15 protein-coding genes are annotated in these 16,206 nt (G+C 48.7%); 4 read left to right on the top strand and 11 right to left on the bottom strand.

Going from position 1 to position 16,206, the window contains the following annotated elements; translation table 11 throughout:
* Positions 1–196: 196 nt before the first annotated feature.
* The 4 genes from V3U24_00270 to V3U24_00255 all read right to left on the bottom strand — a co-directional run bounded on the left by V3U24_00270 (position 197) and on the right by V3U24_00255 (position 4,488).
* Positions 197–1,303, bottom strand: coding sequence for a CDP-glycerol glycerophosphotransferase family protein (locus V3U24_00270; protein ID MEE9165886.1), 1,107 nt, complete (start codon positions 1,301–1,303; stop codon positions 197–199).
* A 19-nt stretch (positions 1,304–1,322) separates the two neighbouring features.
* Positions 1,323–2,099 carry a CDP-glycerol glycerophosphotransferase family protein gene (locus V3U24_00265; protein MEE9165885.1) on the bottom strand — a complete coding sequence of 259 codons (777 nt, stop codon included), beginning with the start codon at positions 2,097–2,099 and terminating at the stop codon, positions 1,323–1,325.
* 318 nt (positions 2,100–2,417) lie between these two features.
* The gene (locus V3U24_00260; protein ID MEE9165884.1) at positions 2,418–3,167 is read right to left on the bottom strand and encodes a sugar phosphate nucleotidyltransferase; all 750 of its coding nucleotides are present in this window, start codon (positions 3,165–3,167) and stop codon (positions 2,418–2,420) included.
* Entirely contained in the window at positions 3,160–4,488 is a 1,329-nt protein-coding gene (locus V3U24_00255; GenBank protein MEE9165883.1) for an inositol-3-phosphate synthase, read from the bottom strand. The genes V3U24_00260 and V3U24_00255 overlap by 8 nt, the downstream gene beginning before the upstream one ends.
* A 219-nt stretch (positions 4,489–4,707) precedes the next feature.
* Here V3U24_00255 and waaF point away from each other — a divergent pair, with 219 nt between their 5' ends.
* Positions 4,708–5,703, top strand: a complete 996-nt coding sequence (gene waaF / locus V3U24_00250) for a lipopolysaccharide heptosyltransferase II (protein MEE9165882.1) — start codon at positions 4,708–4,710, stop codon at positions 5,701–5,703.
* A 277-nt stretch (positions 5,704–5,980) separates the two neighbouring features.
* Here waaF and V3U24_00245 read toward each other — a convergent pair whose 3' ends face one another.
* Positions 5,981–7,012: a porin gene (locus V3U24_00245; protein ID MEE9165881.1), complete on the bottom strand. Its 1,032-nt coding sequence runs from the start codon at positions 7,010–7,012 to the stop codon at positions 5,981–5,983.
* A 61-nt stretch (positions 7,013–7,073) separates the two neighbouring features.
* Positions 7,074–7,544, bottom strand: a complete 471-nt coding sequence (locus tag V3U24_00240) for a universal stress protein (protein ID MEE9165880.1) — start codon at positions 7,542–7,544, stop codon at positions 7,074–7,076.
* A 924-nt stretch (positions 7,545–8,468) separates the two neighbouring features.
* Here V3U24_00240 and V3U24_00235 point away from each other — a divergent pair.
* Positions 8,469–9,767, top strand: coding sequence for a citrate (Si)-synthase (locus V3U24_00235; GenBank protein MEE9165879.1), 1,299 nt, complete (start codon positions 8,469–8,471; stop codon positions 9,765–9,767).
* Between the two features lie 62 nt (positions 9,768–9,829).
* On the opposite strand, the gene V3U24_00230 is transcribed toward V3U24_00235, so the two are convergent.
* From V3U24_00230 to V3U24_00220, 3 genes are all read right to left on the bottom strand, one after another.
* Complete coding sequence (locus V3U24_00230) at positions 9,830–10,435, bottom strand: SagB/ThcOx family dehydrogenase (protein MEE9165878.1); 606 nt, start codon at positions 10,433–10,435, stop codon at positions 9,830–9,832.
* Positions 10,436–10,763: 328 nt separating this feature from the next.
* The gene (locus tag V3U24_00225; protein MEE9165877.1) at positions 10,764–11,081 is read right to left on the bottom strand and encodes a hydrogenase iron-sulfur subunit; all 318 of its coding nucleotides are present in this window, start codon (positions 11,079–11,081) and stop codon (positions 10,764–10,766) included.
* A 36-nt stretch (positions 11,082–11,117) separates the two neighbouring features.
* A complete protein-coding gene (locus tag V3U24_00220; protein ID MEE9165876.1) occupies positions 11,118–11,387 on the bottom strand; it encodes a hypothetical protein in 270 nt (89 codons plus the stop codon).
* A gap of 471 nt (positions 11,388–11,858) precedes the next feature.
* Between V3U24_00220 and V3U24_00215 the strand changes: the two genes are divergently transcribed.
* On the top strand, positions 11,859–13,064 hold the full coding sequence (locus V3U24_00215; protein MEE9165875.1) for a pyrophosphate--fructose-6-phosphate 1-phosphotransferase: 1,206 nt from the start codon (positions 11,859–11,861) through the stop codon (positions 13,062–13,064).
* Positions 13,065–13,100: 36 nt separating this feature from the next.
* Entirely contained in the window at positions 13,101–14,141 is a 1,041-nt protein-coding gene (locus V3U24_00210) for a class I fructose-bisphosphate aldolase (protein ID MEE9165874.1), read from the top strand.
* On the opposite strand, the gene V3U24_00205 is transcribed toward V3U24_00210, so the two are convergent.
* Positions 14,125–15,507, bottom strand: a complete 1,383-nt coding sequence (locus V3U24_00205; GenBank protein MEE9165873.1) for a sodium:solute symporter family protein — start codon at positions 15,505–15,507, stop codon at positions 14,125–14,127. The two genes, V3U24_00210 and V3U24_00205, sit on opposite strands and share 17 nt — an antisense overlap.
* Positions 15,504–16,154 carry a thiamine diphosphokinase gene (locus V3U24_00200; GenBank protein ID MEE9165872.1) on the bottom strand — a complete coding sequence of 217 codons (651 nt, stop codon included), beginning with the start codon at positions 16,152–16,154 and terminating at the stop codon, positions 15,504–15,506. The genes V3U24_00205 and V3U24_00200 overlap by 4 nt, the downstream gene beginning before the upstream one ends.
* Positions 16,155–16,206: the final 52 nt, after the last annotated feature.

The raw sequence follows: 16,206 nt of genomic DNA, 5'->3' as shown, positions 1-16,206 counted from the left end.
CCCACTGAGCTTTATTACTTTGGTCTATAACAACCACCTCGTAGTTATCGTAGTCCTGGCTCAAACACTTTTCGATGAGTTCAAGAATATACTCTAATCGATTGTATGACCGGATAATAACGGACACGAATGGACTAATGAGAGACTGGCTCATTTCACCAACCAACGGCCGTGATTCTGTGGGAAAGAGGGGTAGCTACGGTTCGTTGACATGTGTCCCTTCCGATAGTAGCCTTTCGATTGTTTCTTTGAGCCTCACTGATGCTCTGCCGTCCAATTTGTAGAAGTAATAGTCACGGTATCGGTTGGCTTTTTCCACCATCTCCTCGGTCGGATTCAATGCTCGTTTTACCGCGTGTTCTATCATATCAGGACTATTGATATGGACGAATGCTCCCCTGAGAAACTCCCGGTTGTCGGTAGCAAGAATATGTTCTCCGTTGGAGTGCTTCAATCTATCATGATCTAAATCGTAGATTATTCCAAATTTGCTCAGGCCCAAAAAGTCGAATACCGTACTTGAAGCCTCACTTATCAATGTATCTGCTGCTGCCATCAGCGGCAAGATATTGTGATCATGCATGGGCACAAGGACAGCATGAGAATATCTATCAATCCGTCGCTCGAAAACACGATGCTGCCTGTGAGAAACATATTTCCCCATCCAACTGTAATGATGAAGCTTGATAATCAGGTTGTGATCTGTAGTCTGAGCAAAAATATGGTCCTTTACGTCGTAAATACAGGTTGGCTTATAGGTTGGTGCAAACAGAATTGTCCTTTTTCCAGGATCAAGTCCATATTTCATAAGGATTTCTTCACGATTGAAAACGTCAGGATCGAAATAGGGGTCAAGCTTCGGTAATCCGATTTTGAAAACTTCACTTTCGCCCAACACTCCGGACTCGACAAGTTTTTCCACCCGATAATCACCTTCAACGAATATCATATATCTTGTACCACTATCCCGCCTCAGGTTGCGATAAAGAACATTCTTAATGCCAGTGCCGTGGTTGACAAAGCAGAGCAGAGTTTTTCCGAGTTTGCTTGCATCGCGGATTGTGTCGCCAACAATAACGATGTCAAATACCTCATTCTCATCTGCTAATCTCAGCTCACCAGTATTGAGATGATCTATGAAATTCTGTTTCTTCGACACAGTGAACAGTCCCCACTTCCTGGATGGTTCCTCCCCAAGTGACATAGCAATGTCATATTTCTCATCTGCAGAAAAAGCAGCAATGATGGGATCCATGGCTGCTTTGTGGTAAATGAATTCGATTTTGAAGAGTAGTCTAGTCAAATGATAGAGATATTTAAGCTTAAAGCAGAGTGTTCAAGAAATCCACAGCTCGTTGAGTTGACTTGCCATCATTATATTCAAAACAGTTGAAAAGTAACTTCCGCAATTCATTTGCATATTTATTTGTTTCAGTATTCTCTTTGACCAAGGGTTCGATTTGACCTTTACCATTCCAATGGTCCACCACTTGTCTCAGGTCCAATTCCGGTGGCATTGGAGTAAGCTCCTGTTCCACATCTATTACTATTATCGGCTTCTGCATTATTAAGAACTCATACATTATTGAAGATGTATCCGAGATTAGAAGATCAGCAATCGACAAGTTTTCCGTAGTACCCGTTAGACCCATATTATTAGAATCTATCATATATACATTCTTGTATTTATGGTGGGAGATGAATTCCTTGATTGGAGGAAGGTACCTCCAGTCATAATAGTGTGGGCGGATAATCAGGTTATAGTTTTTGTCAAACTCCTCAATAAACTGATAACTATGATCAAGCAGAGTACCGCCACCCCAGTCTTTCCAGGTGGGAGCGTACACAATAATCGGGCGGGCACGGTCGCGAATTCCAATTTGATCAAGGACTTCTCCCCTGTCTATCCTACCATTAATAAAATCATCAAAGTGCAAATTGCCAATCTTAACGAGTTGGTCTTCACTAATGTTTGGCGTGACTGATTCTCTGATCTTTTGGAGGTGTTTATTTCCGGAAATGAAATAATAATCGAAAGGATTTACCTCCCCCTTTCTGTAGGGCTTATCTCCGGTCCCATGCCCGACAAAAACAGTCACCAATTTCGCAGGATTTCTTTTCATACCATGCATTATGGTGGAAACTAACACTCCTTCAAGAGAACTATAGTCAAAATATTTTGTTATTATTGTTTTGGGTTGCAGTCGAAACAACCCGTATGATGGGTTCTTACTCTGGAATCGCCAAAAACTCCGCTTCAGATGAAACAGAGCTCGTGGTTTATGGACAACAAATTGTCCACCGATCTCTCGGTAAAGTAGTTTGATATGGGAATATTGGTATACATCACTTGCCAGATAGTAAAGCTTCAGCATGAGCCAACTGCCTTGCCCCTGCACTCTAAAGATCGAGTAATGTTACTGAGAGAGTCTATCCTTCTTCCAGGATTCCCTGGCAACCTGCAGTGCGGAAGTGGTGTCAATATCAATCCAGAAATCGCCTGTAATGTCACAACCTAAGAGCTTATTCATCTTGATTAGTTCTTCACAACCGTTGGATAAGGAACAGCGTCCTTTTTTATTTGCGATTTTAAGAGCAGTAAACATCTCCGGTGTTCCTTTAAAAAGTCCACAATCTACACTATCATAGCGTTTTAACTTCTTGTCCATTGCTTTAATTAAATAATGTTGACCTGTTTGTTCTGTTTTCAATTTCATTGCGTCATCGATATCGTATATCTGCCGAATTGCCCGGTCAATAGCCACTACCGCTCCGCCGTTGCTGAGCGGGAAAGACTTCAATTTAGACACCGTTTTCGCTTTGAAGAGATGATCGCTCATAACCAGAATGAACTCCCGGTTACCTACCGCTTGCGAGGCTGCCAGAACTGAAATACCGTTTGGCTCCTTCCATCCAGGATTTGTTATATAACAGACGGTAACATTGTGACTCTTTCCATTCCCCAATTCCTTTCTTAAAAGCGATCCTTTGTATCCAGTAACTATTATTATTTCTGTGATGTCTGCCTGCCGGAGCGATTGTATGATTAGATCAATTATCCGATTTTCAGAGTCGACGGGAAGCAACGTCTTAGGAACCTGATTATGTCGTGTTTCAATCCGACTTCCGCTACCGGCAGCAATTATTACCGCTGGAATATTACTCATCGTAATATTCTCTGCCCAAATGAGTAACTAATTCCTCACCGATCATCCAGCGTAAAGTGTTTTTCAGCTTCTTCAGCTGAATGAAGAGATCATGTTCCGGGTAGAGTTCCTCAGGTACCATTGGACTTTTAAAATAGAACGAAAGCCACTCCTGGATCCCTTCCAGCATTGCGCGTTTAGACAAATCCAGAAAAAGGGCTAAATCCAATACAATAGGGGCCGCCAGGATGCTGTCCCTGCAAAGAAAGTCGACTTTGATCTGCATGGGGTACCCGAGCCACCCGAAAATATCGATATTGTCCCACCCTTCTTTGTTGTCTCCTGATGGAGGGTAGTAGTTGATACGAACTTTATGATACAGATTATCATATAGATCAGGATAGAGTTGAGGTTGTAAAATATGATCCAGAACTCCCAATTTACTTATTTCCTTGGTTTTTGAGGATTCTGGATCATCCAGCACTTCTCCATCACGGTTGCCCAATATGTTTGTGGAAAACCAGCCTTTCACGCCAAGGAGACGAGCTTTGAGTCCCGGTGAAATAATGGTCTTCATCAGAGTTTGACCCGTCTTGAAATCCTTTCCTGCAACCGGGACATGATTCATTTTCGCTAATTCCAACATGGCAGGAAAGTCAATTGTCAGATTTGGAGCGCCGTTGGCAAACGGGATTCCCTTCTTGAGCGCCGCATACGCATAAATCATGCTGGGAGCAATGGCAGGATGATTTGTTCTCAATCCTTTTTCAAAGGATTCTAAGGACTTATGCACAGACTCCTCTTCAATGTAAATCTCTGTTGATCCACACCATATCATGACGAGACTATTCAATTTATGTATTGAGGTAAAACTATCAATATCATCCATGAGCATTTGAGCAAGGTCATATTTCGTGCGACCTTTTTTGATATGATTGCCACTGAGTTTTCTTACGTAGTTGGGATCAAAAACGGCTTTCATCGGAGTAATTTCGGACAAATAATCCTTCACCGAATCTCTGTCTTCTTTTGAAAGTACATTAGCTTTTGTCGCTGCCTCGTAAGCCGAGTCTTCATAAATATCCCATCCTCCGCAGACAATATCTTTGAGTTCTACCAGAGGCACGAAATCTCTTATCAGAGGAATTCTCTTTTCCGGCCGTTTCCCCAAACGAATTGTCCCCATTTGGGTCAAGCTGCCAATAGGTTTAGAGAATCCCTGTCTGACAAGCTCCACACCAGCGATGAATGTTGTTCCAACAGCACCTAAGCCCGGAATAAGTACACCTAGCTTATCATCCGGATCATTAATTTGAATTGCCACGCTTGCTAAACCTCCCATGTGTAAAGTTGATTCAGTATGGATATTGTCGCTTAGTTTAGAGAGTTGGTATATGGAAAACAAGCGTAATGACAGGGGAGGTAGTCGTGGTTCCAGGTCTCTTGGCATTGTCCTGCCCTGTTGTTACTTTGTAATTGCGTTAGGCTTATGATCCCCGTTCATTTCGGACGAATCGTGGGCTGAGGCCATGAAGTTGAAATTGAAGGAATAGGGGAAGTTGTGAGAATTGGCATCCATTCTCCCAATTGGGTGGGCGATGCGGTGATGTCCCTTCTATTCGTCAACCGATGTCGCCTGCAATTTCCACAAGATGAACTGGTTGTCGTTGCGAAGTCATGGGTTTCGGCCATTTTTCAGAATCACCCCTTTATTGGCGAAGTTGTGGTGCTGGAAAGTGACGCTGTATCTGGCGGAATCTCGACCACCAAAACGGGAAGGAGATTAAGAAGGTCGGGCTTGGATATGTTTTTCATTCTTCCTGATTCATGGCGAAGTGCCTATTTGGCTTGGCTTTCAGGTGCAGAGGAACGGATTGGTTTCCGGGGACAATACCGGTCTTTCCTCTTCTCCCAAGCGGTCTCCCATTCGATGAAATCAGTGCATCGCTCCGTTGAATACCTGAGCCTTCTATCGGATAAAAGTCACAGTCCAAAGGAGGATATTACTGGGATCCAGGTTTCGGATGAGGAGAAAGAATGGGCAAGAGCGGAATTGACACAACTCGGATTAACAAAACCCATCGCTGTCTTTCCGTCAAGCGTGGCACCATCGAGGCGTGTACCGATGGAAAAATGGGAGAAGATACTTGATCTGGCGATCGATGCCGGTCACTTACTTCTGTTCATAGGGGGCTCGGCAGACAAAGTGGTGGGCGATTCTCTTATAGAAAGGCTTGGAGGAAATGGAGCCAGGTCCGTGTGTGGGAATTATTCCCTGCGCCAGAGCATTGCTCTCATTTCGAAATGTGACGGTGCCATCAGTACCGATACGGGACTGGGACATATAGCGGCAAATCTTGGACTGAAAACTATTTCTCTTTTTGGCGCAGGCGATCCTTCCCGAACCGCACCTCTGGGATCGAGAACAATCGTCATTACTGAAAACGTCTACTGCAGTCCCTGCCGAAAGAATGTGTGTGAGAATTCTGAAGAACCTCTTATTTGCCTGAAATCTATCGATGCGTCAAAAGTATGGGAGTCCTATCTTTCGCTATGAGTTGAAAAGGAGATTCATGAAGTAGTTCTATGAAAGCCATCACACTTACGGCAGGGGTCGCCGGAAGACTCTATCCCTTAACGTTTGAAACTCCCAAATGTCTCCTGAAGGCAGGAGGGCGTCCTATTCTCCATTACACTACCAGTTAAACGCCGTTGAATCATTCAAGAAGGGAGCCAAGAAAGCGACGCTCGCGTACCCAAGTAGGGAATCAACGTCGTGCCCTTTGACCTGAAAAGAGTGCTGTAAAACAAAGGGCTGTCCTTTCCGGATAGATCTAGAAGGCAAATTGAACCTGGCCCAAGAAAGTATCGTCCTTGACACCGCCCAGGCCTGTCCAGGCGTCTTTGTTTCCACCTGTCACTACGTAGTTCAGCTGAATACGCGCGGTATGTCTCTCTAGCGGATTCAGGAACACATTCAGACCTACAAAAGTGTTGCTCAAGTTGCCGCCGCCAGGTTTGGTATTCCCTTGGTAGTACCTGATCACCGGTTCAAACATGGGCGTGACTTGGTACCCAACGTGAAAGAACCAGACCTGCTGATTGTCTTCATCAACACCCCCAATATTCTTCCCAGCGATGTATTCACTTTTTAATGTGATCTGTCCACTTTTGTAGGAGGCTGCGGCATCCCAGGCACTGTAATCCTCAGTTCCTGCGCCACCCGCGGCCTTACTCAAGCCGTAGGAAGTCTCAGCATGGATGGTTTTTCCTCTATCGTAGTGTCCCCGGAAGGCATAGCTGTACTCATCGCCCGCCGTGCCACCATCTACCGCCATGCTGCGGGTCGACGGGTTGAAGAATCCCAGATCGTAGCCAAAACCGGGGCCAATCTCTCGCCCGCTCACCATCGCACCGAGAGAACGTTCGAGAACAAGCGCCTTTTCCATACCACGCTTTGTGATATCCAGCTTGGTGCCGGAAGTGTTGAAGTCCATGCCCATGGGGGTTTTGTACATGCCAACTTTGAAAGATGTGACATGACCAAATGTATACCCAACTTCTGCATCTTTGATGATTTCTGGCATACCAGCAGTCACCTGAGAAATATCATTTCGGTTAAAGTCCACCTGCAGTTTACTGAACGTATTGCCATATCTGCCCCTGAAACCGAAACGGACCCGGTCCGCACCAAATCTTAAACCGTTATCGCTCTTATCTGCCATTTTCGCCAGTCCGTCACCCGCTTCCATGGTGATCTGAGAAAAGCCAAACCACGCGAGTGACAGCTTCTGTTGCTTGGTTTCCCCGAGTCCCTTGAGAGGCGCGAACAGCGAAATGAACATGAGTATTGTTGTGAACTTCATAAGTTATGAAACTCCCATACGCCAGTGAATCCCAGAAGAATATTCAAATGGGAAGGGCAAACTAGGGCATCTCAAACTTGTGTTCAGGGTGTCGAACGGTGAGCACGGGACACGGCGATTTCCGGACCACTTTTTCACTGGTGCTGCCGAACAGCACGTGGCTCAATCCTCCGAGACCGTGCGTGGCCATAACGATGAGGTCGATCTTCTTCTTTCTCACCGTGTCAATTATCTCGCGAAGGGGCGCCCCGTGCGCCAGAAGCGTATCCACCTTGATTCCTTCGGGAATCACTTCACTGACAAGTTTTTCCAGCGATTCACGGCAGTTTTTCTCGTGCTCGGATTGAAGGGTCGTCGGTGGAGCGACCCACGCGTAATCGGCCGGCGTAATAGTTGGTTGGATCACATGAATCACTACAAGTTCGGCTTTGAATTTTTCCGCAATGGCGACAGCGTGCGTGAATGCATATTTGGAATAGTCGGAGAAATCTGTGGTGACCAGGATTTTCCTGATGGTATATGTTTCAGCCATGAGACGAACCCCCTTCAAATTACCTGTTCGGAGAGGTCAATTCTTCGCGCAATTTATTATCTTCTCAACGTGCGTCAAAACAATGATTGGAAGAGCGAAACATGCGGAATCTTGTGGCGATCGTCCAGTCTGAATACTACCCCGTGAACTTGCGTCTCTTTCACCCCCATCGTGAGGATACTCCCCTTGTTAGATTATCTTGACCAGGGTTTTGTTTCGCGGTTTTCTTAGTCGTAAGAAAACCGCTGGAAAAGAAGCTCGGCTGAAAAATAGTTGCGCCGGGTCTGGTCGAGCCCGAGGGGATGAATTAAACTCCCCCGATTGTTATCGGGGTCAGACAGTAATTCATCCTATTCCCCGTGCACGCCCACTTCCTTCCGTGGCGCGACTATTTTTATGCCATTTTTTATGGGTGTCGCATGAGAAAAGAAAACGGCCTTAAAATAATTTGGTGAAAGGAAGGTTGAATTCGGCCAGAGATAAGAATCAATTGCTGTATGACGACCCCTGCAACATCGGGGGAGGAGTTCAATTGATTCCTCTGGACGAGGGCAGCCTTAACCAAATTATTTTTGAGCCGGAGTTCTTTTGGTACTTTTCTTGCGACCAAGAAAAGTACGGAAGAAACCACGATTTAGATAAGTCCGCCATGACACTGCGATGGAGTTTAATCCATGGAAGTCTACGGTGCAATATCGAGATCATACAATCATCAAAGGATTTGATATGCTTCCTGAGAACAGGACAAAAAGGTATTCTTAGTCTTTCAGTTCTTGACCTTTGGAGTTAAATTTAGGAGCACCATTTGGTGTCATTTTTCGCTTTCTTGATTCCTGGTATGGGAGGAGTTGTCAGTTATAGGCTGCGCAGTCTCATGATTCTCAAATCCAGATGTTCGTTCCACAAGGCATGAAGGAGGAAACGATGTCGATCTTACAGACTATACTCGAAGAGAAAGTCCCCCTATGGCGTAAAGAGAAGAAGGACATTCTTACAAAGTATGGAAAGGAGGTGATTTCTGAAGTCACCGTGTCGCAGGCCTATGGTGGTATGCGGGGAATTAAGGGTATGATATGTGATACCTCCGTGGTTGAGCCCGACAAAGGCTTGATCGTTCGTGGTCACCCGCTTCTTCAGATCAAGGAGATTTGGCCGGAGGAGGTGTTCCATCTTCTTGTGACAGGGGAGATGCCCGATGAGGAGGCGAAGAGGGATCTTCAGGAACAGCTGGCCGAAAGAAGCGATGTCCCCTCGTATGTCTGGGATGTTCTCAGGGCGATGCCGAAGGATTCCCATCCCATGTGCATGTTGGATACAGGGATTCTCGTGATGGAACGCCAGTCTGCCTTTCGCAAGGCCTATGATGAGGAAATGAAAAAAACCGAATACTGGGTAGCGATGCTGGAAGACGCTTTCAGACTTCTCGGCGCGTTACCCGGAATTGCCGCGGGAGTGTACCGCATCAGGTTTAGCAAGGGTGACATCATTCCTTATGACAAGAGCCTCGACTGGGGCGCGAATTTCGCACGGATGCTCGGAATCGACGATCCCACGGGGAACTTTGCAAAATTGATACGTCTTTATCTCACCCTCCATTGCGATCATGAAGGTGGGAATGTCAGCGCCAATACCTGTCACACGGTGGGCTCGGTTCTTTCGGATCCCTTCTACGCAGTTTCGGCGGGTCTCAATGGTCTGGCGGGTCCCCTCCATGGACTTGCAAATCAAGAGTGCCTGAAATGGATCCTGGAACTGATGGAAAAATTCAATGGCATACCCACGGAAGAACAGGTGAGTGAGATGGCCTTCCATACTTTGCGTGCCGGAAAAGTGATACCGGGGTACGGTCATGCCGTGTTGCGTGTCACCGATCCCCGGTTTACAGGACTCAACGACTTCGGCCACACGCATTTGCCCGATGATCCGGTGTTCCGAACGGTTGACACTGTGTTTAGAGTAGTACCCGGGGTGCTTGAGGAATACTCCAAAGAGCGCGTGGCTGCCGGTAAGTCCCCCATTGCCAATTTCTGGCCCAATGTTGACGCCGGATCCGGTGCGCTTCTTTATCATTACGGAGTAAAAGAGTTTGAATACTATACTGTATTCTTCAGTGTCTCCCGTGCCATGGGGATGCTCGCCCAGTTGATCGTAAACAGAGCTCTCGGTACCCCCATCACTCGACCCAAGTCCGTATCCGCCCAGTGGGTCAACGCAAACGTCTGAAGTACCACGTTCCGATTCTGACCTTTTGCCTTCTTACCGGGATATGTCGTCCGGTTACACGATCAGGAAACTGGCTTTCCCAGTGGCATCAGACAGAGGGGTTTCTCGTCATCGGGCATATTCACAATCTCTCTCACCCGCTCATCATCAAACGCCCCCACCACAACAGTTCCCAGATTGAGAGATACGGCCTGGAGTGAAACATTCTGAGCCACATGGCCCACTTCCATGTAGATGTATCTTTCCCCCCGCTTCCCGTACTTCCAGGTTGTCCTTTCGTAAACTGCTGAAATCACCATAACTGCCGGGCATTCCTGAAGGAAATCCTGGTTCAAGGCTGCGTTGCGGAGAGATGACCGCCTGTCTCCCTCGATCACTGTTTCCAGTTCGTGATGATCCGGACGGTATCGGTAAACACCCGCGGCGAGGTCATGAACATCTCCCGCGACAAAATAAATCTCAAGTGGGTAAAGCGCCCCCGCTGATGGCGATGTTCGATGCTCTTGGTCATGGGTCATCCCCTGAGCGGCCCAGAGAAGCTGTGACACTTCGGCAAGGGAAAGTGGATCGTCCTTGAAGTTCCTTACCGATTTTCTTCTTGTGAGGGTACTTTCGAGAGACTGCTGGCTGCTCGTAGACGGCGGGGGCAATCCCAGTGTGGGACTCAATACCGAGGCGTCTCCACAAAGACGCAAAACCAGTCCCGCAGATCATCCATCTCTCGTTCGCGGTCCTTTCTCAGATAATTCATGACCAAACATTCCTTACTGCTTCTTTCCCCGCGCTCCTTTGACAGGTTCCTTTATCCTGCGGACACGTCCGTTCTATGGGAACCTTTCTATCTTAAGGCCCTTTGAATTCGTACCCACATCGCTGGCATTCGAACTTGACTTCTTCCATGGTTTGGTTAATTAGTTACTTGATTCTTGGCACTTGATCCTTGATACTTGGATCTTGGTTCTTGTCTGTTTCTTCTGCTTTCTGCCAACTGGTAGTTCACGCCATGGCCTCTACAGGTGATTCTCTGCGTACCTTTTTCTTCAACTCTTCGGTTTCCTGCCTCGCCTTTGACTTGAGCCTTTCCTCTTTTAGGACTTTCATGGTATGGGTAACCTCCTCTTGTGTCACTCGGCTTCGCATCTCTTCCAGTTCCTTCATGGTCTTGGCCCACTTCTGACCCTCTGCTGCACTGATCCATTCCAGTTGAAGTCGCTCCGGCCTGATTTCCAGTCTTTCCATTTTGTCCACATCTAATGGTACACGCCAGAATCTCGTGTTGCTCCCATCATGTTGCGGTGATCTCTGTCCACCCAGTCTGTGGTTCAGAAAATCAGAGAATTGGTGTGGCTCCTACAGCTGGAAATCAGGGCCTTCCTCTTCCCTGACGAACTGGAAGAAATTGCAGGAGGAACACTCTTCTATCTTAGAAGCCTTCGTGCACTGAGGTTTCCTGTCCTGGAACGTTCCCGCCACGTACCAACAATATCGACCCGCTCGAAACCCGTTGTTTGTACCGTGAAAAGCGGTATACGTGAAGGCGGGACAATTCCCCAGTTTATCCACCTTTGTTCCTCCCATCTCCCGGCCGCACTTCACAAAGTCCCAACAGTTAATCTTCATGATGTGACCTCCCCGCCTGCTCCCTCCTTGTCGGAAGGGCGGGCAGATGTACGATGTGGTAACACAAAGAAACTAGTACTCCCTGATCTATTCAGGATAATATGGTGGTGGGGCAGTGACATTTGTCTATCCGGGTGAAATGGCGAAGGAAGGGACATACGGGAGCGTGCGACTTCGCTAGGCTGAACCGAAACGGGTGACATCGTCCTGTCCTGGCTTCCGGTAAGGAGCAATCCCTGGGGCGGCAGTGCGGTGGGCACTCGCCACCTCCAAGCCCATCTGTGCTCCCCTTCTGTTAAGAATTTAGAGTGCCTTGAAACCGGTGTCAACAGAACATTCAGATAATCGGGTTTTCTTATCATACATGCGGCAGAATGTCGGGAGTTGACATGGTCCAACATCTCCTGAAGATTTTCCAATTGAATCCTTGGTACCAACGGGTGCACAAGACTATATTTTTGCCATCAATTCATGACCAGAGGAGGGATAAGAATTGCGTTCTTGACGTCGGGCGGTCTGGCTCCCTGCCTATCCGCGTCCATAGGCGCCTTGATTCAACGGTACGTTGAGCTGGATCCCGACTGCGACATGATGGGTTATCTTCATGGATACCGGGGGCTGCTCCTGGGTCAGAGCATCACCATCTCGGAAGTGGTTCGGGAAAACGCAGATATTCTCAAAAAATACGGAGGGAGTCCCATCGGAAACAGTCGGGTTAATTTGACGAATGTGGAGGACTGCGTTGAGAGAGGGTTCGTGAAAGAAGGGGAGGATCCATTCCAGGTTGCGGCAGATCAACTCATGGATGACGGCGTTACGATTCTGCATACTATAGGGGGAGACGACACCAACACAGTGGCGGCTCAGCTTTCGGCCTTCCTGGCTGAGAATCAATATGACCTTACTGTCGTGGGACTCCCGAAAACAGTGGATAACGACATCCATCCCATAACTCAGTCCCTTGGGGCCCTGACGGCGGCGGAACAGGGCGCCATATTTTTTGAGAACATTGTGAATGAAAACACCAGCCGGACGAGGCAGCTCATCGTCCACGAAATCATGGGGCGCCAATCAGGATGGCTCACCGCGGCAACGGCCCGGGAGTATCGCTCGAGACTGGAAAGAAAGCCGTTCCTGCCGGAGCTCCTGTTGACGAAAGAACGGTGGGACATTGACGCAGTCTATATTCCTGAGTCGCCTCTGGATCTGGAAGCTGAGTCGGAACGACTCAGACAGATGATGGACAGAAAGGATGGTGTGAATATCTTTCTCAGCGAAGGGGCGGCAACCGAAACGATTGTGGAGGATCTTGAGGCTGAGGGGAAAGACGTGAAGAGAGATTCTTTCGGCCATGTGGCCCTCGACCACCTCAATCCGGGAGAATGGTTCTCAAAGAAGTTCGCAGAAAAAATTGGGGCGGAAAAGGTATTGGTGCAGAAAAGTGGATACTTTGCGAGATCTGCCATACCCAATGAAAAGGATCTCGATCTCATCGAAAAGACGGCAGGGATGGCGGCTCACTACGCCCTGAACGGTAAAGGTGGCGTCGTGGGACTGGACCAGGAGAATAATGATGAACTCAGCCTCATCGGTTTTTCAAGAATCGAGGGGGGAAAGCGCTTCGATTTCAAGGCCGCCTGGTTTCGTGATCTGCTCCGGGAGATCGGTCAGTCATAGTAGAAAATGAATAACGAAACTTGACACCGGTGAAAGATGAATCTGGATAACCTTAAGGAAACAGCTCGTGCCATGGTGGCGTCAGGAAAAGGGATCCTGGCTGCCGATGAGAGTTTTCCCACCATAAAGAAGCGCTTCGATCAAATCGGGGTGGAGTCGACGGAAGAGAGTCGACGGAACTATCGGAACATGCTATTCTCCGTCGAGGGCATCGAAGCGTACATCAGCGGTGTCATCATGTTCGACGAGACGGTTCGGCAGTCAACGGCTGACAGAGCAATCCCATTCCCGGAATATCTTTCCGGCAGAGGTATCATTCCGGGAATCAAGGTGGATAAAGGGGCCAAGCCTTTGGCGGGACACTCGGGTGAAACAATAACTGAGGGATTGGACGGTCTACGGGATCGATTGAACGACTACTACGAGGTAGGGGCAAGGTTCGCCAAATGGAGGGCCGTTATCTCCATCGGAGACGGAATCCCATCGCAATCGTGCATCCGAAATAATGCCCAGAGCCTGGCCCGTTATGCGGCCCTCTGCCAGGAAGCGGGCCTGGTCCCCATCGTTGAACCAGAAGTCCTTATGGACGGGAACCACGCGATTGAGAGAAGTTTTGATGTGACCGCAGATGTGTTGCATGCCGTTTTTGATGCCCTCTACGAAGAGCGGATTGCTTTAGAGGGAATGATCTTGAAACCCAATATGGTTCTATCGGGCTACGAATGTACCGTCCAGGCGTCTGCTGAAGAGGTGGCCAGGAAGACAGTGGAATGCTTTCTCGAGGTGGTGCCCGCTGCGGTACCGGGGATCTGCTTTCTGTCCGGGGGACAGAACGACGTCCTTGCCACGCGGCATCTCAATGCCATGAATGCGCTGGAAGGCCTCCCAAAGCCCTGGAAACTGAGCTTCTCATACGGTCGCGCTCTCCAACAGGAGGCCTTGAAAACCTGGGGTGGCAATCCGTCCAGAATTGTGGCCGCCCGAGAGGCCTTCCATCACCGGGCAAAATGTAACGGCGCAGCGACTCTTGGAGAGTACGGTGCGGAGATGGAGAGGCAATTTACCCCCGCCGGATAAGTTCCGATACGGCTGACCCGACGATGGAAACGGCCAGGCCGGGATAAAAGGGCTCTATTCCCAAGGGATAAGCCGGCGATTCTCCTCCTGAAATAACGCCTGCGAGAAACCACGCGAGGCTGATCCCAGCCGGCAGGCTCATCAACCACTTCATTCCGGGAACAGTTTTCCTGCGAAACGTTGTGAGGAAAGGAATGAGAAGTCCGGGCACCGCTATGCTCCCAATGGCATACCATAGCTTAACGACAGATGGTAGAAACCATGCGAGGAGGAGAGAAAGCGCTCCTGTTACTACCAGTCCTATTTTCGTCCACCGGACCGAGTCCTGTCCCCCGGGTCGGTTTCGCCACATGATGTCGCGCCCAAAGGTAATGGCGCTGATGAAGCCAAGGGAATCTACGGTGGACATGATGGTGGAGAGGATACCGGCGAAGAAGAGACCCATGAGCACCGGGGGAAGGATTTCCAGTCCCAGAGAAGGAATGGCCATCATGGGGTTTTGGAGTCCCGGCAATATGGCTCGAGCATACAGTCCGGTGGAAAGAGTCAGGAAGTCAAAAATGGCCCAGAAACCGATGGAAAGTAGAATTCCCCTCTTCGCCGTGGCGGGTGATTCTGCCGCCGCACATCGCTGATAGAACCCCGGATCCACAAAGGTCCACAGGGCGATGAAGAACCATACGAGGATGTAGAATGTGGAGTGGCTACCGGTCCAGGTCAAATGTAGCCGTGGCACGGATTCCTTGAGAAAAGAGAATCCTCCAAACTTCATGGCTGAAAGCGCTGCTACCACCCCGAAGCCGATAAACATGAGTACGAATTGAAACAGATCTGTCCGGATGACCGAACGGAAACCCCCGTGGTAGATATAGACAAGGCTGAAAAGCGTGGAAATCAAGAGTGCGGGAAGCAGGCCAATGCCGAACAGGAGCTGAAGTATAAGACTGACACTCAAAATGTATGGAGCGGGAGATGAGAGAATCATCACATAGACGGAACTGAGGATGCCAGGGATCCGTCCGTAGCGAGGATAGAAACGATCCGGTATTGTGGTCTGCCCTGTTGAACGGATCCGGGAGGCGAGGAAAAAGGCGAACATAAGTGCGAAAACGTAGTACGGTAAACCGAAGACAATCCAGCTGGAGAGTCCGTAGAGATAGGTGAACTCCCCCACCCCGAGAATGCCCCCATACCAGGTGGCTACGAGGGAAGCCGTGAAGGGGAGCAGACTGAGCTTTCTGCCAACGAGCAGATAATCCTTTTCTCCTTCCGGTCGCCGTTTTGACCGGAATATGCCAACCCCCATCAAGATGACAAAATAGAGGACAACGATGCTCAGGTCGGCCGGGTGGATTGCCCCGTTCACAACGGGTGAGCGATAAAAACGAACACCCCTCCGTCTTCAACATCAACGGAAAATGAACCGCTCAGGACCTCGTTACTGATACCGCGTCCACCCGTTCCCAACGGTTCATTTTCTAATGCAAACTTCAGACCTCTTGTGGTCAAGTTTGACGTATTGGGAATAGACAGGAGAGAAACTTTTTGTCCGGCCTCCGCGGAGAATTCTCTGTAAGCCTCTATGTAGTGGATAGTAAAAAAGTCAGTGACCGCCGCCACGTGCAATCCTGGAAAATACTCCTTCATGGCAAGAAAAGCGGCCAGCGCGTGATCCTCTCGATCGCCGCTGAGTCCCAGAAGCGTAATCTCCCTGATATCATTTTCCGCACACCAATTGAGTGCCTTTTCCAGATCAGTGGTGTTCTGACTTTCCAGCCGGATAGTGTTTACGCTCAACTGGGACGGGTTACCCAAAAACGAATCCATATCCCCTATGATGAGGGAAGGCTCGAAACCGTGTTCCATCGCTCTGTTTGCCGCACCATCCAGACAAACAACTGTTTTGGCCGATTTCAACTTTCCCAGCGGCACCGGATGCGTGGGGAAACTCCCGTCACCCAGAACGACAACAGGATAGGGAACGTTAGGCTCTCGATCTGCTTTTGATGACATGGGGACTGTTGAAAATACGAACGGGGATAACATTCTCAAAAAGGGAATGACG

Source organism: Candidatus Neomarinimicrobiota bacterium (genome assembly GCA_036476315.1).
Lineage (GTDB): Bacteria > Fidelibacterota > Marinisomatia > Marinisomatales > S15-B10 > JAZGBI01.
This window is presented reverse-complemented; position numbering and strand designations above follow the sequence as displayed.